The sequence below is a fragment of the Streptomyces hokutonensis genome, from assembly GCF_042751305.1.
Lineage (GTDB): Bacteria > Actinomycetota > Actinomycetes > Streptomycetales > Streptomycetaceae > Streptomyces > Streptomyces hokutonensis_A.
In genome coordinates, this window is record NZ_JBHYWD010000008.1 from 291,688 (window position 1) to 312,681 (window position 20,994).

Consider the following 20,994-nt stretch of genomic DNA (forward strand, 5'->3'; position numbering starts at 1 on the left):
TCACGCTCGGTGAGGCGTAAACGGTTCTGCGGCGCACGTCCCCGGCACGCGACTGGCACCTAACCGCTCCAGCGACCTAAGGCGGTTAGATGCCAGCACACACTTTCCAGAGGTCCTAGCGGACCAGGTCCCCCAGCACCCGCGCCGCCCGCTCCACGTCCTCGAACCCGACGTACAGCGGCGTGAATCCGAACCGCAGCACGTCCGGGTGCCGGAAGTCGCCGACCACACCATGCTCGATCAGCCGCTTCATCACGTCACCGGCGTCCGCGCACCGCAGCGCGACCTGGCTCCCCCGCTCCGCGTGCGCCACCGGAGTCACCGACTCCACCCGCCCGGACGGCACGTACGACGCCACGCACTCCAGGAAGAAGTCCGTCAGCGCGAGGGACTTGGCCCGCACCGCCCCGACCGAGACGCCGTCGGCGTCCCACACGTCGAGAGCCGCCTCCAGGGCGAGCATGGACAGGATGTCCGGGGTGCCGACCCGGCCGCGCAGCGCGCCCGGCGCCGGTTCGTAGGCGGGCCGCATGCCGAAGGGTTCGGCGTGCGAGTTCCAGCCCGGGAGCGGGGAGTCGAAGCGGTCCTGCAGCGCCGAACGCACATACAGATACGCCGGTGAACCCGGGCCGCCGTTCAGGTACTTGTAGGTGCAGCCGACCGCGAGGTCCACCCCGTGCTCGTCGAGTCCGACCGGCAGGGCGCCCGCGCTGTGGCACAGGTCCCAGACGGCCACGGCACCCGCCGCGTGTACGGCGGCGGTGAGCGCGGGCAGGTCGTGCAGCCGGCCGGTGCGGTAGTCGACGTGGTTGAGGAGCACCGCCGCCGTACGGTCGCCGAGCACGCCCGGCACCTCGGCCGGGGTCACCGGCCGCACCGTACAACCGGTCATCCGGGCCGCCGACGAGGCGATGTACCCGTCCGTGGGGAAAGTCGTCGCGTCGACGACGATCTCGTCCCGGCCCTCCCCCGCCATCCGCACGGCCGCCACAACGGCCTTGAACACATTGACACTTGTGGAGTCGCCGACCACGATCTGCCCGGCCGCGGCCCCGACCAGCGGGGCGATCCGGTCGCCGATCCGCTCGGGCGCGGTCCACCACCCGCTCTCGTCCCAGGACCGGATCCGCAGCTCGCCCCACTGCCGCCGTACGACGTCCTCGACCCGGCCGGGGACCCCTACCGGCAGCGCGCCGAGCGAGTTCCCGTCCAGGTACACCACGTCGTCCAGGACGAACTGCGCGCGTACGCCCGCGAGTTCGTCGGCGCCGTCCAACTTCTCTGCCTTCAGCGCGAGTTCAGACATGGGAGCGCGCCGTCCACAGCTCGGGGAAGACGTTCTTCTGCGCGCGCTTCTCCAGCCAGGCCACCCCGGCGGAGCCGCCCGTCCCGGTCTTCGCGCCCATCGCGCGCCGGGTGGCGACGAGATGGTCGTTGCGCCATCGCCACACCAGTTCGGCGACATCGGTCAACGCCTCGCCGAGCCGGGCGAGTTCGACACTGGGGTCACCGGAGTAGAGGTCGGTCCACACCTTCTCGACCTCGTCCGACGGCTCGTAGCGCAGCGACACGTCACGCGTGAGCACGGCCTCCGGGACCGTGTGCCCGCGCCGGTCGAGAAGCCTCAGCACCTCGTCGTAGAGGCTCGGTTCGTGCAGTGCCTTCTCCAACTCGGCGTGCACGCGCGGCGCGCCGCGGTGCGGGACGAGCATGGACGCGGACTTCTCGCCGAGCAGGAACTCCATGCGGCGGTACATCGCCGACTGGAAGCCGCTGCCCTCGCCGAGGGCGGCGCGGTAGGAGTTGAACTGGGCCGGCGTGAGCTGTCCGAGGGGCCGCCAGGAGGCGTTGAGCGCCTCCAGCTCCCGTACGGAACGCTTCAGCGCGTCGACCGCGACCGGCACCCGGTCCTCGCGCAGGGCCCGCGCGGCGGTCTCCCACTCATGGACGATGACGGTGAACCACAGCTCCATCACCTGGGTGGTGACCAGGAAGACCATCTCGCCGGGGTCGTCGGAGCGGGTGTGCTGGAGGTGGGTGAGGACGTCCGCCTGGACGTAGTCCTCGTACGGGGTCGTGCCCTGGAAGTCGAGATGCGGGGCCTCGGGCTCCTGAGGTTCCTGAGCCGGTTGGGACATCGCTGTCTCCTGATGCGTACTCCGGGTAGCGGTCCGCCCCTGCCGAATTCCGACACGGGGGCCCCGGTCCCCACCGGGCATCCTCCACAATCGTCCCCCGAGTCCGCAAGGTCCGCCTGGTCACACCAGGCGGACCTGCAACAACGCGAAAGACCTAGCCCAGCGTCTGGGCCGCCGTCGGCGAGGAGTCCTTCAGGAACTGCGAGCACCGCGCGTACTCCTCCTGCTCCCCGATCGCCTGCGCGGCCCGCGCGAGGGCGTGCAGGGCGCGCAGGAAGCCGCGGTTCGGCTCGTGCTCCCAGGGCACCGGACCGTGCCCCTTCCAGCCGTTGCGCCGCAGCGAGTCGAGCCCGCGGTGGTAGCCCGTACGGGCATAGGCGTACGACTCCACGACGCTGCCCCGCTCGAACGCGTCGTCGGCCAGCAGGGCCCAGGCCAGCGAGGAGGTCGGATACTTCGCGGCGACCTCGGCGGGCGCGGCCCCGCTCGCGAGGAGGTCGCGCGGGCCGGGGTCTTCGGGGAGGTGGGTCGGGGGCGGTCCCCCGAGGAGGTTCTCGTGAATCGTCATGGGTTCCAGTCTCCCCCAGCAACGGCCATTGCCCGGCATCCGGTCGCTACCCCCCGTCGAGGCGTCCCTTCCCGAGCCGGGGTTCCAGCGGCGGGGCCGTGATCGAGCCGTGGGTGATGCACTCCGGGCGGCGGCAGTCGGGAGCCGGGCGCCGTACCGTCGCACAGGCCAGGATCGAACCCACCACCAGCACCCCGGCACACCACCCCATCGCCCGGTCGAAGGCGTGGTCGAAGGCGGTCGCCGAGCGGTACGCCTCCGCGCCCATCCCGGCGAGCAGCGGCAGCGCGGCGATCGCGATGAGGCCGGCCGCGCGGGCCGCCGCGTTGTTGATGCCGCTGGCCAGGCCCGCGCGGGCGGTGTCGACGGAGGCGAGGACCGTGGCCGTCAGCGGCGCGACCAGGATGACCATGCCGCTGCCCATCACGAGCAGGGCGGGTACGACGTCGGTGAGGTAGGAGGCGTCGGGGCCGACCCGCACCATCAGCAGCATCGCCGCCGCGCACAACAACGGGCCGACGGTGAGCGGGATACGGGGGCCGATGCGCTGGGCCAGTTCGCCCGAGCGAGCCGAGAAGAGCAGCATCAGGGCCGTCGTCGGGAGCAGGGCCGTGCCCGCTTCGAGCGCCGAATAGCCTGCCACGACCTGGAGTTGGAGCGCGGTGAGGAAGAAGAAACCGCTGAAGGCCGCGTAGACGCAGAGGGTGACCAGGTTGACCGCCGTGAACTGGCGGGACGCGAAGATGCCCGGCGGCATCATCGGATCGGGGCTGCGCTTCTCGACGTAGACGAACGCGACCCCCGCGGCCACGCCCGCCACGGCGGTGACGATCACGACGACGAGCGAGCCGTCGCTCGCCTCGATCAGCGCGTAGGTCACCAGCGCCAAGGCGATCGCGCCGAGCGCCGCGCCCAGTACGTCGAAGCGGCCGTGCGCGCGGCCGTCCGCCGACTCGGGGACATGGCGTACGGCGATGGGGGCGCAGACCAGCGCCATCGGGACGTTGATCAGGAACACCCAGCGCCAGCCGGGGCCGTCCACCAGCCAGCCGCCCAGGAACGGGCCGACCGCCGCGCCGATACCGCCGAAACCGGACCAGAGGCCGACCGCCTTCGCCCGGTCGTCGGGGTGGAAGGAGGCCTGGATGAGGGCGAGGGAGCCGGGGGTGAGGAGCGCGCCGCCGATGCCCTGGAGCGCGCGGGCGGCGATCAGGATCCCGGCGTTGGGCGCAAGACCGCACAGCAGCGAGGCCGCCGCGAACCAGACCACGCCGAGGACGAAGATCTTGCGGCGGCCGTAGCGGTCGCCGAGGGAGCCGCCGAGGAGGATCAGACCGGCCAGCGTGAGCATGTACGCGTTGACCGTCCACTGGAGGGCGGCCAGGTCGGCGTTCAGGTCGCGGCCGATGCGGGGCAGGGCCACGTTGACGACGGTGGAGTCCACCATGGCCATGCTGGAGCCGAGGACGGTGGTGAGCAGGATCCACTTGCCCTGGGGCGAGGCGAGCCGGACGTCGGAGGACATGCCCCAGGTATACAACGAGCCCGGTGCCGTAGCACCGGGCTCGCGCAACAGACGGACGGACAGGCCGACTTACTTGATCTTCGTGCCCGTCGAGCGCAGGTTCGCGCACGCCTCGGTGACACGCGCGGCCATCGACGCCTCGGCCAGCTTGCCCCAGGTGCGCGGGTCGTAGGTCTTCTTGGAGCCGACCTCGCCGTCGACCTTCAGGACACCGTCGTAGTTGCGGAACATGTGGTCCGCGACGGGGCGCGTGAACGCGTACTGGGTGTCGGTGTCGAGGTTCATCTTCACCACGCCGTTCTCCAGCGCGGTGGCGATCTCCTGCTCGGTGGAGCCGGAGCCGCCGTGGAAGACGAAGTCGAAGGGGGACGCCTTGCCGTACTTCGCGGCCACGCCGTCGCTCAGCTCCTTGAGCAGCTCGGGGCGCAGGACGACGTTGCCCGGCTTGTACACGCCGTGCACGTTGCCGAAGGAGGCGGCCAGCAGGTAGCGGCCCTTCTCGCCGAGGCCCAGCGCCTCGACCGTACGGATCGCGTCCTCGACCGTGGTGTACAGGGAGTCGTTGATCTCGTGCGAGACACCGTCCTCCTCGCCGCCGGTCGGGGTGATCTCCACCTCGAGGATGATCTTCGCGGCGGCGGCGCGGGCCAGCAGCTCCTGCGCGATGGCGAGGTTGTCGGCGAGGGTCTCCGCCGAGCCGTCCCACATGTGGGACTGGAACAGCGGGTCGCCGCCGGCCTTCACGCGCTCCTCGGAGACGGCGAGCAGCGGACGGACGTAGCCGTCGAGCTTGTCCTTGGGACAGTGGTCGGTGTGCAGCGCGACCGTGACCGGGTACTTCTCGGCGACGATGTGCGCGAACTCGGCGAGCGCCACGGAACCCGTGACCATCTCCTTGGCGTACTGGCCGCCCAGGAACTCGGCGCCACCCGTGGAGATCTGGACGATGCCGTCGCTCTCGGCCTCCGCGAAGCCGCGCAGCGCAGCGTGCAGGGTCTGGGTCGAGGTCACATTGATGGCCGGGTAGGCGAACTTGCCTGCCTTCGCCCGGTCGAGCATCTCGTTGTAGACCTCGGGGGTTGCGATGGGCATCTGTCCGCTCCTTGGTATCTGCGGGTTGGCGATCTTCGCGATCTGCGTACTGCGGCCCTGACCTAGACCTTGGGGTTCGACGTCGTCGTCGTGCCCATCTTTCCAGACTTGACCGGATGGTCGCCCGGTCGGTCTCAGCCTGTGGATAACTCAGTCGAGCCCCAGGTCGTCCTTGGAGTACGCGAAGAGATACGGCACTCCCGCGCCCGCCTCGATCTTCTCGGCGGCACCGGTCGCCCGGTCCACGATGGTCGCGACGCCGACGACCTCGGCACCGGCCGCGCGCACGGCCTCGACCGCGGTGAGCGGGGAACCGCCGGTGGTCGAGGTGTCCTCGACGACCAGGACCCGGCGGCCCGCGATCTCCGGGCCCTCCACCTGGCGCTGCATGCCGTGCGCCTTCGCGGCCTTGCGCACGACGAAGGCGTCCAGCTTCTGTCCGCGCGCGGCGGCGGCGTGCAGCATCGAGCCGGCGACCGGGTCGGCGCCCATGGTCAGGCCGCCGACCGCGTCGAAGTCGAGGTCGGCGGTCAGGTCCAGGAGCACCTGTCCGACGAGCGGGGCGGCCTCGCCGTCGAGGGTGACGCGGCGGAGGTCGACGTAGTAGTCGGCCTCCAGACCCGACGACAGGGTCACCTTGCCGTGCACCACGGCCTTGTCCTTGATCTGCTGCAGCAGCGCGCCGCGTACGTCCGTCATGCCTGCCAGCTTAGAGGCGCGTCCAGGCCCAGGTCATCGTGGCTTCCAGCGGCTCGATCGGGGTGACCAGGCGCGGCAGGGTGTTGAGGCCGTTCGGCGGGCCGGTCTGCGGTTCGACACAGACCGCGGCCTCCTGCTCGTCGTAGACGACGACCCACTGCTCCGGGCTCGTCACTTTCAGCGCCAGCTGTCCCGGCCAGGTCAGGGTGACGTCGACGCCGTCCGGCATGCCGAAGCAGTCGTCCCAGGGGCTCGGCTTCACGTCGATGCGATTGCCGGTGGGGAGGTGGTCGTCGCCGCGCTCCTCCTGCCAGGCGGGGCTGAAGTCGACGAGCACGTCCTCGCCGCCGAGGTTGCGGTTGAACCACGGGTGCCAGCCGATCTGCGCCGGGAACGAGTCGCCGTACGCCTCGATCGCCATGGTGAGCGTCAGGGAGTCCCCGGTCAGCGCTACGGCCTGGGTGACGCGGCCGGGGAAGGGCCACGGCTCGACGAGGTCGTACGTGATGACCGTCTCGTCGGCGGTCCGGCGGGCGGTGCGCCAGGCGCCGTCGCGGACGGTGCCGTGGATGGCGTGCGGCGGGGAGTTGAGGGGCATCTGGTGGACGGTCCCGCCGTCCAGGAAGCGGCCGTCGCGGATCCGTCCGCACCAGGGGACCATCGGGAAGCACCCGAACCGCTCGCCCTGGCGCAGCAGTTCGGTGCCGCCGACGCGAAGTCCTCCGATACGGCCGCCGTTGCCCGGCTGCACCGTCACTTCCGCGTCGCCCGCGGTCAGCGTGATCTCTTCGTTACTCACGGCACGACCCTACTGGGCCGCTCAACGGCGTTTGCGCAGCACCCTGTTCACCACGATCGCCGACGCCAGGACCAGCGCGGCGGCGGGGGCCGCCCAGCGGAGGGTGGCGTTCGCGGAGACGGTCTGCGGTGCGGGCACGGGGGCGTAACGTCCGCGCGGCGGCGCGTGGTCGACCTCCTCCGCGCTGCGGCCGATCATCGTGCGGCGCGCGTGCGCGGCCTCGGCGGGCGGCTGAGGGGCCTCGGCGAAGGTCTCGGAGACGTGGAGTTCCTCGATGGCTCCCACCACTTCGTCCACATCCACGTCGTCCATGTCGTCGACGTCGTCCACTTCGTCGATGTCGTCCGCGACCTCCACTTCCTCCGTCGGCTCCTCCAACGCCCCCAGGTTCGCCGCGAACCGCTCCAGCAGCCTGGTCGTCGCCGCGGTCACCGCGTCCGGCGGCAGTTCGGTGACCCGGCCGTCCGCCGTCGCCGTACCGTCGAAGGTGACCGTCGAGCCGCCGCCGGACGCGCGGACGCGGACGGTTAGGGCGAGTTTGACGGAGCCGGTGCCGCGGGCCTCGGTCGCGTCGCCCTCGACGGCGTAGGAGCCGTCGTCCCGGGCGGAGACGCGGACGGACCCCCGGTAGGTGATGGAGTGGCTGCCGACGCGGACCTTCAGGCGCCCGGCGACGGGTTCGGTGCCGGCGTCCTGCTGGAGGCCGGGGACGGCGCGGGCGACCCGGGCGGGGTCGCCGAGCGCGGACCGCAGCCGCTCGGGCGAAACCGGAACGTGCACCTCAAGCTCCATGCTTGCGGAGCCTACCTAGGTTGACCCCGGGTACACCTGCCGTTACCCGGAAGTGGCGCCGTGTTGGAGCGGTCCGGCAGCACATCAGTACCGCGGGTGCACCAACGTGGAAGCCGGCAGCCCCGGTACCCGTGTCCGCTGCGCCGCCCGCTCGTCGCTCTCCAGCCCCGGCTCCTCCGGCACCGCCCCCCGCGCCGCCAGCACGAACCCCCAGTCGCGCGGGGAACGGGACGTTCCGGCCGTACGGTCGGGGCCCGCCGCGAAGCCCGACGCCCGGCCGCCGACGCGGTACGGGACGGGGTGGAGGCCGGCCGCACGGACCGTGGAGACCACGGTCCAGAAGACGCGGCGCCGCGAGGAGACCGGCCCCGCGTGCACGACCAGGCGGCCCCGCTCGGTGAGGGCGCGGCGGGCGAGGCCGTAGAACTCCTGGGAGTAGAGCTTGGTGCTGGCGGTGATGCCGGGGTCGGGGAGGTCGGCGATGACCACGTCGTACGTCCCGGGGCGGACCCGGCGCAGCAGGTCGAAGGCGTCGCCGGTGGTGACGTGGACGCGCGGGTCGCCGTAGACGTGGTCGTTGAGCGCGGCGAGGGCGGCGTCGTGGCGGGCCAACTGGACGAGCTCCGCGTCGAGTTCGACGATGTCGACGCGGCGCACGCCCCGGTCGCGGAGGACGTCGCGGGCGGCGAGGCCGTCGCCGCCGCCGAGGACGAGGACGCGCGCGTGGGGGCCGTCCATCGCGGGGTGGACGAGGGCCTCGTGGTAGCGGCGCTCGTCGAGTTCGCTGACGCGGAGGCGGCCGTCGAGGAAGAGGTCGAGGGGGCGGCCGTGGTCTCCGCCGGTGAGGACGACCTCCTGGACGTCCGTCTGGAGAGCCACCCGGACGTCCTTGCCGTAGACGGCGTGCCGCGCGGCCCGTTCGAAGTCGTCGACGAGTACGGCGGCGGAGGCGAGCAGGCCGAGGACCGTGAGGTTGGCGAGGACCAGGAGCCAGCGGCCGCGGCGGGTGAGGTCGCGGCGGAACAGGCCGAGGACCAGACAGCCGCCGGCGACCACGTTGACCGTGCCGGTGAGCAGGGTGCCGGTCAGCTGGCCCAGGAACGGCAGGAGGAGGAAGGGGAACGCGAGGCCGCCGACCAGGGCGCCCACGTAGTCCGCCGCGAAGAGGTCGGCGACCGCGCCGCCCGCGTCCTGGCGGCGGATGCGCTGGATCAGCTCCATCAGCAACGGGACCTCGGCGCCGATCAGCAGACCGATCGCGAGGGAGAAGGCGACCAGGAGACAGCGCGGGCCCTGTGCCCAGAGGCCGCCCCAGTTCCCGGTCCAGGCGAAGACCGCGTACAACGCCATCGCGCTGCACCCGCCGATCAGCGCGAGTGCCGCCTCGACCGCGCCGAAACCGGCCGCCGCGTGCCAGCGCAGCCGCTTCGCCGCGAGGGAGCCGATGCCCATCGCGAAGACCATGACGGACAGGACGACGGACGCCTGGGTGACCGAGTCGCCGATCAGGTACGAGGCGAGGGCGACGAGTTCGAGTTCGTACACGAGTCCGCAGGCCGCGCAGACGAAGACCCCCGCGAGCACCAGGAACCGGCCCGTGCCCGGCCGTACGGGCAGCCGCGCGGGGCCTGCCCAGGGCGGCTGGGTACCCGGCCGGGCCGGCGCGTGCGGTTCGATCACGCTGCGACGTTACGTCACGGGACGGGCACGCTTCGTCACCCACACGTGTGGAATGTGTTTACGGCGGCCGAAGGCGGCGCAGCCCGCCGATGCGGCCCGCGGGGCCGCCGACGCGGCCCCGCCGTGGCCCCGCGGCTCAGACGGGAGAAGGCACCGGGTAAGCCACCGGCACCCGTACCCCCACCCTCGTCCGGGTCGCCACCAGCTGGCCGTCCTGCGGATAGGCGTGCCAGGTGCGCCAGTGCACCTGGCCCTCGTACCGCTGGGCGAGCAGCGCGGTGAAGGCGTGCGGGCTGCCGGGGAAGACCCCCGCCAGACCGTTGGGATGGTCGGCGACCAGGGCCAGCAGCTCCTGGGCGCGGCCCGCGAACTGCCCCGGGGACAGCACCTCGACCCGGGCCGCGAACTCGTACTCCCAGTCGCCGACGCGCTTGGCGACCCCGAGCGGCAGCGGTGTGCTGGAACCCGGGATGCACGCGACCGTCTCCGAACAACTGCCCCGCTCCTCGTCCAGGAGTACCTGGTGGGACGCGCCGAGCAGTCTCAACTGAAGCCGCGCACCGGCGAGTTCCAGGTCGAGTGTGGCCAGCGCGGGAAGCGGCTCGCGCCCCAGGGCCCAGGCGAGGTCGGCCGCGCGCGTGTCGGTGTAGGAGGTATTCAGGGTCGTGAGCATGGATCGGCTCCGCTAGCACGCAAAGAAAAGGCAGGGGGGAGGTGTGGGGGTCTGGCACACCCCGGCCGACACCGGGGCATCGGCCCGGTCGGCCCAGTCAGGAGAAGGTGTCTGCAGGCGCCCGAGGCGCTGCGTCGGTGAGGTAGAGGGAATCATGAACGGTGGCGCCACCACAGTCTTTTTACCCAACTTCGTGGGGTTTCCATCCCTCAGGGGGCTCCACAGCTCAACTGTTCAACCAAGGCGTACGCCCAGGCGTGTCCGGCGCACGCCGGAGCGCCCGCCGGGAGCGATCTCCCGACGGGCGCGGCGGCTTCGGACCCGGCCCCGTTCGCGGCGCTCAGCTGCCCCGTGTCAGCTGTCACCGCGTCCGCTGCCACATCCGCTCAGCTGCCCCCGCCGCAGCCGCCTCCCCCGCAGGACGAGCCGCCACCGCACGACGAGCCGCCACCGCAGGAGGAGTGCCCGCCGCAGGAGTTGTGATGGCCGTGCGCTCCCCCGGCGGACGAACCGCCGTCCTCGGCCCACCAGCTGCTCCTACCGGCCTTGGTTCCCCCACTGCGGAGCCCGGCCCCCTTGCCGACCCTGCTCCTGCGCCCCGCGCTCACGACCGCCGCGACGAAGACGACCGCGATCACCGCCAGGATGACGAAGAAGAACATGGCGTCACCCTCCTTCCGATTCCCCCGAAGCGGCCCCCCGTGGGCGCCTCGTGTGGTGCGTGAAGCAGGGATGCCCGGCCGTCTCACCGGCCAAAGCAGAGTTGAGGAAGTCCAGAGGGTTCGCCGGGAGACAGAGGGGCCGGCGCTCTTCCCATCGAGGGCGGGGACACGAACGCGGGCGGGAGACCGAGGCCCCCCGCCCGCGCCCTGGTTCATGCGCAAGGAGTGCGCACGACCTGTCCGGCGAGAATCACCGGACCTGGAACCACTGCTGCTCGGGGTTGCTGGTCACGGCTTCACACGTCCACTGGATGGCGGGGGAGGAGTTCGCCGTGCTGGCGTTGCCGATGGTGAGGCAGAGGTTGCTCTCCTTGTTCCGCAGTCGGCCGGTGCTGTCGTCGATCCACTGCTGCTCGGTGTTGCCGTTGCACGTCCACTGGATCGCCTCGGCGCCCGCGGTGTGGCTGGCGCCGCCGATGGCCAGGCATCTATCGGTGGCTTTGTTCTTAAGGGTGTACGTCGACGTCGCGCCCGAAACCAGGGTCCAGGTCCAGACCTGGTCGGCGTCCCACACGCCGGGGGCCGGGTTGTCACAGGCGTACTGGATGGCGGTCGTGCCGTTGGCCGCAGAGCTGCCGCCGGGGATCGCCAGGCACTTGCCACTGTTCGAGTTCCAGACGGCCCAGTCGCCCACGACGCCCTGCGCGCTCGCCGTTGTGGCAGCAGAGAGCGAAATACCAAGAGCTGCGGCCATGCCGAGGACAGCCATACTACGCTTGCGCATTGTTTCCCTTTCCGTACGCCAATTTTCACTTGCGGCCGAGAATCGAATCAGGTAGATACCCACCCTTTCCGACCGGTGTGAATATACCGGCGGCGACACCGGGCGACCGGTGAATAATTTCCCCATAGGGTCGATATCTGCATTTATCCGAGAATCGATTCGGACTTCCACGACACCGACCAACCGGCCATAACCCCTGTTCACAGGCGCAGCCACCCGTCCCACCCAACGCGATCAAGTCATATAGCGCGGATTCCATCATGCGGCCGACCTCGCCGGGAGTTTCAAGTAAAAGTAACGGAATGCCAATGTGTGGCCCCGGAAGGTTTACCGACGAACTGAACCGCGCCGGAAATCCCTGAAGCCGGGGACACTCGACGGGACAATTCCGCGGTCCGACCGGATGCGTCGACAGCGGAAGACGACGGTCGCACCGCAGGTCCGGCACCGTTCACAGGCCGACGCTCCTGGTGTCAGAACCCGGACGTGAGTTGAGGAACTCAAGAACCTGGGCGCAGGATGACGGCCATGACCTCCAGCGCACGCCCCCTCCTCAACCGCCGGCTCGCCGAGTTCGGAACGACGATCTTCGCCGAGATGTCCGCCCTCGCCCTGAAGACCGGGTCGATCAACCTCGGCCAGGGCTTCCCCGACACGGACGGCCCCGAGGAGATCCGCGAGGCGGCGGTCCGCGCCCTGCGCGACGGACGCGGCAACCAGTACCCGCCGGGCCCCGGCGTCCCCGAACTCCGCACCGCGATCGCCGCCCACCAGGAGCGCCGCTACGGCCTGTCCTACGACCCCGACGCCGAGGTCCTGGTCACGGCCGGCGCGACGGAGGCGATCGCCGCGGCGCTGCTGGCCCTGGTGGAACCGGGCGACGAGGTCATCGCGTTCGAGCCGTACTACGACTCCTACGCCGCGTGCATCGCGATGGCGGGCGGCACCCGCGTACCGGTCACGCTCCGCCCGCACGAAGGGTCGTTCCGCCTCGACCTCGACGAACTGCGCGCGGCCGTCACCGACCGCACCCGCCTCCTCCTGATCAACACCCCGCACAACCCGACCGGCACCGTCCTCACCCGCGAGGAACTCACCGCGATCGCCGAACTCGCCGTGGAACGCGATCTGTTGGTGATCACGGACGAGGTCTACGAACACCTGGTCTTCGACACGGCCGAGCACATCCCGCTCGCGACGTTCCCGGGGATGCGGGGACGCACGGTGTCGATCGGCTCGGCGGGCAAGACGTTCTCGTTCACGGGGTGGAAGGTGGGGTGGGTCACCGGGACCCCTGACCTGGTGACGGCCGTACGGTCGGCGAAGCAGTTCCTCACCTACGTGGCGTCGGGTCCGTTCCAGTACGCGGTCGCGGAGGCGTTGCAGCTGCCGGACTCGTACTTCGACGGTTTCCGCGCCGACCTCCGCCGCAAGCGCGACCTGCTCGCCGACGGCCTGCGCGCGGCCGGCTTCGAGGTGTACCAGCCCCAGGGCACGTACTTCATCACCACCGACATCACCCCCCTCGGCGAAAAGGACGGCCACGCCTTCTGCCGCGCCCTCCCCGAACGCTGCGGAGTCGTCGCCATCCCCAACTCCGTGTTCTACGACGATCCCGACGCCGGCCGCAGTCAGGTGCGCTTCGCGTTCTGCAAGAAGGACGAGGTGCTCACCGAGGCAGCCGGCCGGCTGCGACGGCTCGCACCCTGAGCTCGCGGCGCGTCACGCGGCGCTCAGCGGAAAGTCCAGGTAACGGCCACGAGGATCGTGAGGGCGAGCAGTCCGGGGCCCAGCGGGAAGCCGCGGTCGCGCGGGGAAACGGGTTCCGTGGGGCGCAGTTCCGGGTGTGCGCGCAGAGCGGTGACCTCCTCGACCATGCGGACGTACGGAGGAGTAATGCCGAGCCGGCGCTCCGCCCTGGGCAGCCCCAGGCCCCGCAGTCTCCAGGTGCCGCCGTCCACCGTCGTCATCTCCACGCTCCCGTCGTCGGTGCGACGGATCGACCGCAACCGTTCCCAGGACACATGCCGCACCCTCCATGCGTCTGCCAGCCACACCCCCGAACTGTCCGCGACGACACGCCAGTTGAGCTGCTCGGCGGCAGCTCCGCCGAACGCCAGCATGCCGGGCAGGAGCAGCGCTCTCCAGCCGAGACCGTCCGTCACGAGTGAGCGGCCCACGAGAGCGACGCCCGCCATGATGACCAGTGCCAAGGCCGCACCACCCGTGCGCGCCACGGCGCCGGGTGCCCAGCGCAACGGCTGTCCCGTCGCAACCAGGGACGCGGGAACGCGATCCGTCCCGGTCATGGACAGCGGATCCGGGAGCCCGGTGCCGGAGTCCGTCAGCTCTTCGGTGGCGGCGTCCGTCACCTCTCCGGTGGCGGCGTCCGTCACCTCTCCGGTGGCGGCGTCCGTCACCTCTCCGGTGGCGAGTGTCGGTCCCCTGCCGGGGCGGGGCGGCCGGACGGGGGAGGTCGTACGGATCACGACGGGCCCGGCGTCCCGGCCGGTGGTGGCGAGGACCAGTTCGCCACCGTCGTACGGCGAGCCGAACATGACGGCCTCGCGCAACCGCGTGTCGACGGTGAACGGCTCCCTCCCATCCGCTTCGCCGTCGAGGTACGGCTCCTCGAACTCGTCCGGGCCGGGCCGGTCCGCTGTGAAGCGGCCTGCGAAGACCGGCGTACGGCCGGCCGTGTCATCGCCCGCGTAGATCCAGATCCGCCCTCCGTCGTCCATGCGCTCCAGTACGCGCAGGACCGGAACCGGCGTGCGGCGCAGTGCGGCGGCACGGCGTCGGGTGAGGAGACCGGTGAGCAGCAGAGAGCCCCCCGGCAGACCGGCGGCCAGAGCCGACAGCTGCCGGTCGAAGGCGTCGTAGGGCTCGGCCGCCAGACCCCGCCACGTCCCGTCCTCCAGCACGGTCACGGTCTCGCCGGTGCGGTAGTCCTCCGGATAGGACACACCGAGGGTCAGGCTCCGTTCGTCGCCGGTGCGGACCCGGACCGCGTCATCGCTCCGGCCGACCACCGTCGCCGTGACCCGCACGGCACGCTCCGCGCGGTGCTGGTACGAGTGGACACCGGCAAGTCCCTGAGCCACGCAGAAGACGGCCACCCCGAGCAACAGCAGCCCCGCGCCGATCGGGAGCGTCCCGCGCCGCAGTGGGGCGACCGGGTCGGGCAGCGCGTGCCGCACACCCGCGGCGCGCTCCGCCGAGCCTCGTTGCCGGCTACGGGCGGCGATCCGTTCGCGGGCGGCGGCCCATCCGAATCCCAGAGCCACGAGCACGGAGAGGTTCGCGACCACGGTCATCGGCCCCGCGTCCGGCAACTCCAGCCACGCCACGACCGCCGCCAGGGCGGGAGCGGCGACCAGCGTCAGTTCCGGCAGCCGGACAAGCCAGTACACAAGCCCCACGGCCAGGCCCGTCTCCGCCATGCCCAGCCAGTCCGCACCGCACGGCACGGCATCACTGCACGGCTGGTCCGGCGTCGCCGCGTTCGCCCACACCACGGTGATCAGCAGCGCCCACACCGACCACACCGGCCGCGCCCAGGGCGCGGCGCGGGCCCGCGTCCAGCGGGCGGCGTCCGCCGTGGACCAGACGGAGGCACCTGCGGGAACGGAGCCCGACGGTATCGGGACGGGGATCTCGGACACGCGAGGATTATCCGGTGCGGACACCCTCGTGCCATTGCCGGTTTCCGGCAGTGTTCCGGGCCTCGGGCCGAACAGCGACGGCCGGATGGGGTGCGCGCCGCGAGCCCGTCACGCGAGCCGGAGGTCTATCCAGGGGATGTGGTCCCCGGGCAGCAGATACCGCTCGGTCTCGACGAAGCCGTGCCGCAGCGCGAACCGCAGGCCGTCCTCGTTGGAGGACAGGACGACGGTCTCGATCACTTCGGCGCCCAGCTCGCGGGCGCGGTCGAGCCCGCGGGCGAAGAGCTCCTGGCCGAACCCGCGCCCGCGGTGCGGGGCGAGCACGCGGGCGATGACGGTGGCCGTGCGCGTCTCGTCCACCGGCGGGCGGACCGTGCTGCAGCCCACGAGTTCACCGTCTCCCTCATCGAGGTAGGCGATCTCCAGGTGGTGGCGCCGGGCGCGTTCCCGTACGTCGTCCAGGGAGAGGACGTGGGTGGGGATGATCGTGTTGTGGACGTGCTGCCAGTCCTTGAACATGGCGTCGCCGTCCGGCTGTTGAATGCGAAGGCCGGGCATCCCGGCAGCGAACCCGAGGATCTCCGGGACGTCAACTCCGCCGGTCGTCCGCCGTCCGGGCCGAGGCGAAGTCGCCGACGAGCACGATGCCGCCGCCGCGGAAGCCGCCCTTCGCCAGCAGGGTGTGCACTTCGGCGACCCGTTCGAACGGGAACGTCTTGGCGACCCGCAGATCCAGCCGGCCGCTCTCCACCAGGCCCACCAGCTCGGCCAGTTCGGCGCCGTCCGCACGTGCCTGCACCAGGGCGACCCTGACAGCACGCTCCGCAGCCGGCGCGTTCGGCGGTGTCACCGCGACGAAGGAACCGCCGTCGCGCACGGCTCCGATGGCCGGGGATCCGACCGACGCGGCTTCGAGGAGTACGTCGACCCCGCCCGGCACGGCCGCGCGCACCGCGTCGGCGATGCGGTCGCCGCGGGCTCCGAAAGTCGCGCCGAAGCCGGTGGGATACGGCTCGTCCTCGGGAGCGGCGAGGGCGACCACCCGCAGCCCTGGTGCGCGGCCGGCTGGACCGCGAACCCGCCGATGGCACCGGCCGCCCCGGTGACGGCGATCCGGTCACCGGCCCCGAGCCCGAGCCCGACCCCGAGCCCGACCCCGAGGATCCGCAGCGCCTGCGCCGCGGTGTGGGCGTTGAGCGGCAGCGTCGCCGCGGCGGCCGGTGCGACTCCCGCCGGGGCGGGCGCGAGGAAGGCCGCGGGCAGCACCACGAAGCCCGTCGTGGCCACCCTGCGGAACGCCCTGGACTGGCTCTCCCGCCCCCGCGACGCCCCCTCGCCGCCCTGCACACCGCATGTCCACGGGCGGGGACGACGAGAGCCCGGTCCCCGCACACGACGGTGGTGGTCGTCGCGTACCGGGCCGGGCTCTCGTTCACGCAAGTACTACGGGTGCTACAGGTGCTACAGGTGCTACAGGTAGTGCGGGTGCTACGGGTACTACGGGACCGAGGACTACTCCTCGTCGTCCTCCGGCTTCTCCGCCGCCTCGTCGACTTCCTCGGTGAGGCCGAGCTGCTCGACGAGCCAGCGGTCGAACTCGATGGCGGCGCGCACCCAGCTGACCGTCGAGGAGACGAAGTGGTTCAGGTCGACGCCGGTGCCGATCAGCATCTGCGCCTCACCGATCAGACGGACGGTGCCGTCGTCGTGGGTGTGGCTGTAGACCTTGGGCCACAGGGTGCGGCGGTTCCAGTCGTCGATGGACTCCAGCAGCTGGGGCTTGGAGTCGATCTCGTGGGGACGGTCGTAGAACGTCCGGACCGAGAAGACGAGCTGGTCGTCCTCGCCGCGGAACATGAAGTACGTACGGAACTGCTCCCACGGCGCCGCGAGGTCTCCCTCGTCGTCGACGACATACTTCAGCTCCATCTGGTCGAGGAGCTGCTTCACGAGGTCCTGATCCGGGACGACGGGGCCCGCCGGTCCTTGCTGCGGCTCGGGCTGGCCCCCGAAGTTCGGAATCGAGGACGGGTCGATGCTCACCGTGTATTTCCCTTCGTACGGATTCCGCCATCCTCCCCCATCCGGGGAGGGGCGTGGCAACCCCTGCTGGGTCTGTCCGCCACGGGCTGACCGGATACGGTCATGCACATGCGGACTACGACGCGGTGGCTGCTCCGGGGGATGTGGTGGGCGTGCCTGGTTTTCGTGGTGGGGGTGGCCTGGTGGTTCGGACGCGCGATGCTCTACGCCGCCTCCAGTGACGACCCGCCCGGCACCGTCACCAGGGCCGGCTGCGCCGAGGCCATGGACTTCTCCGGCGCCGCGCTGCCCGAGGGCACTCGGGACGAGGACTGCACCTCGTACACCTGGGGCGGCCAGGCGTACGACGGCAGTTTCCGCGTGCCGCGCGCAGCGGTGGGCGGATGGCTGGCCGAGTCGTTCCCGGATGCCGCGGACTTCCCCTGCGACGGGGACGACGACAGGTGCGTGCATGTCATCCGCGACGCGTACGCACACACGCCCGGTGCCTACTCCGTGACGGTGAGCGTGCACTACGAGGGCGGGTCCGCAGGGGACACCGCCCTCGTCACCTTCGACGCGAGTTCCTACTGAGCGCCGGGCATCACAGCGTCTTGCCTGTCGCCGGGCCCACGATCAGCCCGTCGCCGAACGCGTCCACCCGTACCGTGTCGCCGTCCTTGACCTCGCCCGCCAGGATCTCCTTGGCGAGGCGGTCACCGATCGCGGTCTGCACCAGCCGCCGCAGCGGTCGCGCGCCGTACGCCGGGTCGTTGCCGTTGTCCGCGAGCCAGGTCAGGGCCTCGTCGGTGATCTCCAGGGTGAGGCGGCGTTCCGCGAGGCGCTTGGCCAGGCGGCCGATCTGGAGTGCGGCGATCCGGCCCAGCTCCTCCCGGTTCAGGGCGGAGAACACCACCAGGTCGTCAAGGCGGTTGAGGAACTCCGGCTTGAAGGAGGCCCGGACCACCTGGAGGACCTGTTCCTTCTTCTCGTCCTCGCCGGTGCTCGGGTCGATCAGGAAGTTGCTGCCGAGGTTGGACGTGAGGATCAGGATCGTGTTGCGGAAGTCGACCGTGCGGCCCTGACCGTCCGTCAACCGCCCGTCGTCCAGCACCTGGAGCAGGACGTCGAAGACCTCCGGGTGCGCCTTCTCGACCTCGTCCAGCAGGATCACCGAGTACGGGCGCCTGCGCACCGCCTCCGTGAGCTGGCCGCCCTCCTCGTAGCCGACGTAGCCGGGAGGCGCGCCGACCAGCCGGGCCACGCTGTGCTTCTCGCCGTACTCCGACATGTCGATGCGGACCATGGCGCGCTCGTCGTCGAAGAGGAAGTCCGCGAGGGCCTTGGCGAGTTCGGTCTTGCCGACGCCCGTCGGGCCGAGGAAGAGGAACGAACCGGTGGGGCGGTCGGGGTCGGCGATACCCGCGCGGGTGCGCCGTACGGCGTCGGAGACCGCCTGTACGGCCTCCTGCTGGCCGATGAGCCGGCGGCCCAACTCCTCCTCCATGCGCAGGAGTTTCTGCGTCTCGCCCTCCAGCAGGCGCCCTGCCGGGATGCCCGTCCAGGAACCCACCACGTCCGCGATGTCGTCGGGGCCGACCTCCTCCTTCACCATCGTGTCCTTGGCGGCCGCCTCCTCCGCCTGGGACGCCTCCTCCAAGTCCCGCTCCAGGGAGGGGATTTCCCCGTAGAGCAGCTTGGACGCGGTGTCGAAGTCGCCGTCGCGCTGGGCGCGTTCGGCCTGGCCGCGGAGTTCGTCGAGCTTCTCCTTCAGCTCGCCGACCCGGTTGAGGGACTGCTTCTCCTTCTCCCAGCGGGCGTTGAGACCGCGCAGTTCCTCCTCGCGGTCGGCGAGGTCGCGGCGCAGCTTCTCCAGCCGCTCGATGGAGGCGGCGTCGGTCTCCTTGTCGAGGGCCAGCTCCTCCATCTTCAACCGGTCGACGGAGCGCTGGAGTTCGTCGATCTCGACCGGGGAGGAGTCGATTTCCATCCGCAACCGGGAGGCCGCCTCGTCGACCAGGTCGATCGCCTTGTCGGGGAGGAAGCGGGAGGTGATGTACCGGTCGGAGAGGGTCGCGGCGGCGACCAGCGCGCTGTCCGCGATGACGACCTTGTGGTGGGCCTCGTAGCGGCCCTTCAGACCGCGCAGGATCGCGATCGTGTCCTCGACGGACGGCTCCGCGACCAGCACCTGCTGGAAGCGGCGCTCCAGCGCCGGGTCCTTCTCGATGCGCTCGCGGTACTCGTCCAGCGTGGTCGCGCCGACCATGCGGAGTTCACCGCGGGCGAGCATCGGCTTCAGCATGTTGCCGGCGTCCATCGCGGAGTCGCCGCCGGCACCCGCGCCCACGACGGTGTGCAGCTCGTCGATGAAGGTGATGATCTGGCCGTCGGAGTCCTTGATCTCGGACAGGACGGTCTTCAGCCGCTCCTCGAACTCACCCCGGTACTTCGCGCCCGCGACCATCGCGCCGAGGTCGAGCGAGACCAGCCGCTTGTTCTTGAGGGACTCCGGCACGTCCCCCTTGACGATCCGCTGGGCCAGCCCCTCGACGACGGCGGTCTTGCCGACGCCGGGCTCGCCGATGAGGACGGGGTTGTTCTTGGTGCGGCGGGACAGCACCTGGACGACCCGCCGGATCTCCTGGTCCCGCCCGATGACCGGGTCGAGCTTGCCCTCGCGCGCGGCGGCCGTGAAGTCCGTGCCGAACTTCTCCAGCGCCTTGTACTGCCCCTCGGGGTCGGGTGTGGTCACCCGGCGCCCTCCCCTGCTCTTCTGGAACGCGTCCAGCAGCTTCTTCGCACTGGCCCCCTGCTGGGAGAGTACGTCCCCGGCCGCGCCGCCCTTCGCGGCGATGCCGATCAGCAGGTGCTCGGTCGAGAGGTACTCGTCGCCGAGTTCCTTCGCGCGCTCGTCGGCGTCCGCGAGCACCGCGAGCAGTTCGCGGCTGGGCTGCGGGGGCGCGACGGTCGACCCGGTCACGCTGGGCAGCGCGCCGAGGACCCGCTCGGCCCCGGACCGTACGGCGGCCTGGTCGGCGTCGACGGCGGCCAGCAGGTCGGTGATGTTCTCGTTGTCCTCCCCCGCGAGCAGCGAGAGAAGCAGGTGCGCCGGGGTCAGATCGGCGTGCCCCCCGGTGACGGCGCGGCTGCTGGCCGCGTTGATCGCTTCCCGGCTCCTGTTGGTCAGCTCGGCGTCCACGTTCCGGTACTCCTCCTCCTACAGCCTTCGTGCACGGACTGACTCGGTCAACGTGCACAAAGTTGAGTCTATTCCACTCAAGGCAGTGGCGGGGCGGATCCAGGGACTAAGTTCCGGGACCATGGCCTCCCATCCGGTCGACCCGGGCGATCCCGACCCGTCGTACCTCACCTTCTGGCAGGAACGGCATCTGTGCACCCTCACGACCCCGCGCCCCGACGGCAGCCCGCATGTCGTCCCTGTCGGAGTGACATACGACCCGCAGGCGCGGCTGGCTCGGGTGATCGCGGACAAGTCGAGCCGGAAGGTGGCGAACGTGCTGGCCGCCGGCCCGCCCGGGGCACGGGTCGCCGTGTGCCAGGTGGACGGGCGGCGCTGGGCGACGCTGGAGGGCCGGGCCTTCGTCCGCGCGGAGCCCGACCGGGTCGCGGAGGCGGAGCGCCGGTACGCCGGGCGCTACGGGCGGACCCCGTCACCGAACCCGTCCCGGGTGGTGATCGAGATCGAGCTGACGCGGGCGCTGGGGAGGGGCTGAAGCGATCACTTCAGGCCACTGCGACCGGGCCCATACCCTGACATTTCGCCCAAACTGCAGCGGGGGGGGGGGGGGGGCGGGGGCGGGGGGTCCGTCGCCGGGGGCGCGCGGCCCGGGGGCGCGCCCGGGCGAGGTGTGGGGAGAGAGCGTTGCGGTGC

20 protein-coding genes are annotated in these 20,994 nt (G+C 71.2%); 3 read left to right on the top strand and 17 right to left on the bottom strand.

Annotated elements, in window-relative coordinates:
- Nucleotides 1-115: 115 nt before the first annotated feature.
- From kynU to ACFXC1_RS23175, 12 genes are all read right to left on the bottom strand, one after another.
- Nucleotides 116-1,306, bottom strand: coding sequence for a kynureninase (gene kynU / locus ACFXC1_RS23120; RefSeq protein ID WP_381245366.1), 1,191 nt, complete (start codon nt 1,304-1,306; stop codon nt 116-118).
- Entirely contained in the window at nt 1,299-2,138 is an 840-nt protein-coding gene (locus ACFXC1_RS23125) for a tryptophan 2,3-dioxygenase family protein (protein WP_381245368.1), read from the bottom strand. Before ACFXC1_RS23125 ends, kynU begins: the two co-directional genes overlap by 8 nt.
- 154 nt (nt 2,139-2,292) lie before the next feature.
- Nucleotides 2,293-2,706, bottom strand: coding sequence for a DUF3151 domain-containing protein (locus ACFXC1_RS23130; RefSeq protein ID WP_019070379.1), 414 nt, complete (start codon nt 2,704-2,706; stop codon nt 2,293-2,295).
- A 46-nt stretch (nt 2,707-2,752) separates the two neighbouring features.
- Nucleotides 2,753-4,231: an MFS transporter gene (locus tag ACFXC1_RS23135; protein ID WP_381245369.1), complete on the bottom strand. Its 1,479-nt coding sequence runs from the start codon at nt 4,229-4,231 to the stop codon at nt 2,753-2,755.
- Nucleotides 4,232-4,300: 69 nt separating this feature from the next.
- Nucleotides 4,301-5,323, bottom strand: coding sequence for a class II fructose-bisphosphate aldolase (gene fbaA, locus ACFXC1_RS23140; RefSeq protein ID WP_381245371.1), 1,023 nt, complete (start codon nt 5,321-5,323; stop codon nt 4,301-4,303).
- A 150-nt stretch (nt 5,324-5,473) separates the two neighbouring features.
- The gene (gene pyrE / locus ACFXC1_RS23145) at nt 5,474-6,022 is read right to left on the bottom strand and encodes an orotate phosphoribosyltransferase (RefSeq protein ID WP_381245373.1); all 549 of its coding nucleotides are present in this window, start codon (nt 6,020-6,022) and stop codon (nt 5,474-5,476) included.
- Nucleotides 6,023-6,032: 10 nt separating this feature from the next.
- A complete protein-coding gene (locus tag ACFXC1_RS23150; RefSeq protein ID WP_381245375.1) occupies nt 6,033-6,821 on the bottom strand; it encodes an aldose epimerase family protein in 789 nt (262 codons plus the stop codon).
- 21 nt (nt 6,822-6,842) lie between these two features.
- Nucleotides 6,843-7,613 carry an SRPBCC domain-containing protein gene (locus tag ACFXC1_RS23155; protein ID WP_381245376.1) on the bottom strand — a complete coding sequence of 257 codons (771 nt, stop codon included), beginning with the start codon at nt 7,611-7,613 and terminating at the stop codon, nt 6,843-6,845.
- Between the two features lie 84 nt (nt 7,614-7,697).
- Nucleotides 7,698-9,293: a polyamine aminopropyltransferase gene (locus ACFXC1_RS23160; RefSeq protein WP_381245378.1), complete on the bottom strand. Its 1,596-nt coding sequence runs from the start codon at nt 9,291-9,293 to the stop codon at nt 7,698-7,700.
- A gap of 136 nt (nt 9,294-9,429) precedes the next feature.
- On the bottom strand, nt 9,430-9,966 hold the full coding sequence (locus ACFXC1_RS23165) for a DUF2617 family protein (RefSeq protein ID WP_381245380.1): 537 nt from the start codon (nt 9,964-9,966) through the stop codon (nt 9,430-9,432).
- Nucleotides 9,967-10,352: 386 nt separating this feature from the next.
- A complete protein-coding gene (locus ACFXC1_RS23170) occupies nt 10,353-10,628 on the bottom strand; it encodes a hypothetical protein (RefSeq protein ID WP_381245382.1) in 276 nt (91 codons plus the stop codon).
- A gap of 250 nt (nt 10,629-10,878) precedes the next feature.
- Entirely contained in the window at nt 10,879-11,412 is a 534-nt protein-coding gene (locus ACFXC1_RS23175; protein ID WP_381245384.1) for an RICIN domain-containing protein, read from the bottom strand.
- A 519-nt stretch (nt 11,413-11,931) separates the two neighbouring features.
- Here ACFXC1_RS23175 and ACFXC1_RS23180 point away from each other — a divergent pair.
- A complete protein-coding gene (locus tag ACFXC1_RS23180; RefSeq protein WP_381245386.1) occupies nt 11,932-13,122 on the top strand; it encodes a pyridoxal phosphate-dependent aminotransferase in 1,191 nt (396 codons plus the stop codon).
- Between the two features lie 23 nt (nt 13,123-13,145).
- Here ACFXC1_RS23180 and ACFXC1_RS23185 read toward each other — a convergent pair whose 3' ends face one another.
- The 4 genes from ACFXC1_RS23185 to ACFXC1_RS23200 all read right to left on the bottom strand — a co-directional run bounded on the left by ACFXC1_RS23185 (nt 13,146) and on the right by ACFXC1_RS23200 (nt 17,120).
- Complete coding sequence (locus ACFXC1_RS23185) at nt 13,146-15,077, bottom strand: hypothetical protein (RefSeq protein WP_381245388.1); 1,932 nt, start codon at nt 15,075-15,077, stop codon at nt 13,146-13,148.
- Nucleotides 15,078-15,185: 108 nt separating this feature from the next.
- Entirely contained in the window at nt 15,186-15,635 is a 450-nt protein-coding gene (locus ACFXC1_RS23190) for a GNAT family N-acetyltransferase (protein WP_381245390.1), read from the bottom strand.
- 31 nt (nt 15,636-15,666) lie between these two features.
- A complete protein-coding gene (locus ACFXC1_RS23195; RefSeq protein ID WP_381245392.1) occupies nt 15,667-16,119 on the bottom strand; it encodes a zinc-binding dehydrogenase in 453 nt (150 codons plus the stop codon).
- A gap of 470 nt (nt 16,120-16,589) precedes the next feature.
- Complete coding sequence (locus ACFXC1_RS23200) at nt 16,590-17,120, bottom strand: type III secretion system chaperone family protein (protein WP_381245393.1); 531 nt, start codon at nt 17,118-17,120, stop codon at nt 16,590-16,592.
- A gap of 108 nt (nt 17,121-17,228) precedes the next feature.
- On the opposite strand from ACFXC1_RS23200, the gene ACFXC1_RS23205 reads away from it, so the two are divergent.
- Nucleotides 17,229-17,693: a hypothetical protein gene (locus tag ACFXC1_RS23205; RefSeq protein ID WP_381245394.1), complete on the top strand. Its 465-nt coding sequence runs from the start codon at nt 17,229-17,231 to the stop codon at nt 17,691-17,693.
- Nucleotides 17,694-17,703: 10 nt separating this feature from the next.
- Here ACFXC1_RS23205 and clpB read toward each other — a convergent pair whose 3' ends face one another.
- Nucleotides 17,704-20,301 (bottom strand): ATP-dependent chaperone ClpB, encoded by a 2,598-nt coding sequence (gene clpB, locus ACFXC1_RS23210; protein WP_381245395.1) that lies wholly within the window; start codon nt 20,299-20,301, stop codon nt 17,704-17,706.
- A 121-nt stretch (nt 20,302-20,422) separates the two neighbouring features.
- Between clpB and ACFXC1_RS23215 the strand changes: the two genes are divergently transcribed.
- On the top strand, nt 20,423-20,836 hold the full coding sequence (locus tag ACFXC1_RS23215; RefSeq protein WP_381245397.1) for a pyridoxamine 5'-phosphate oxidase family protein: 414 nt from the start codon (nt 20,423-20,425) through the stop codon (nt 20,834-20,836).
- The last annotated feature ends 158 nt before the right edge of the window (nt 20,837-20,994 follow it).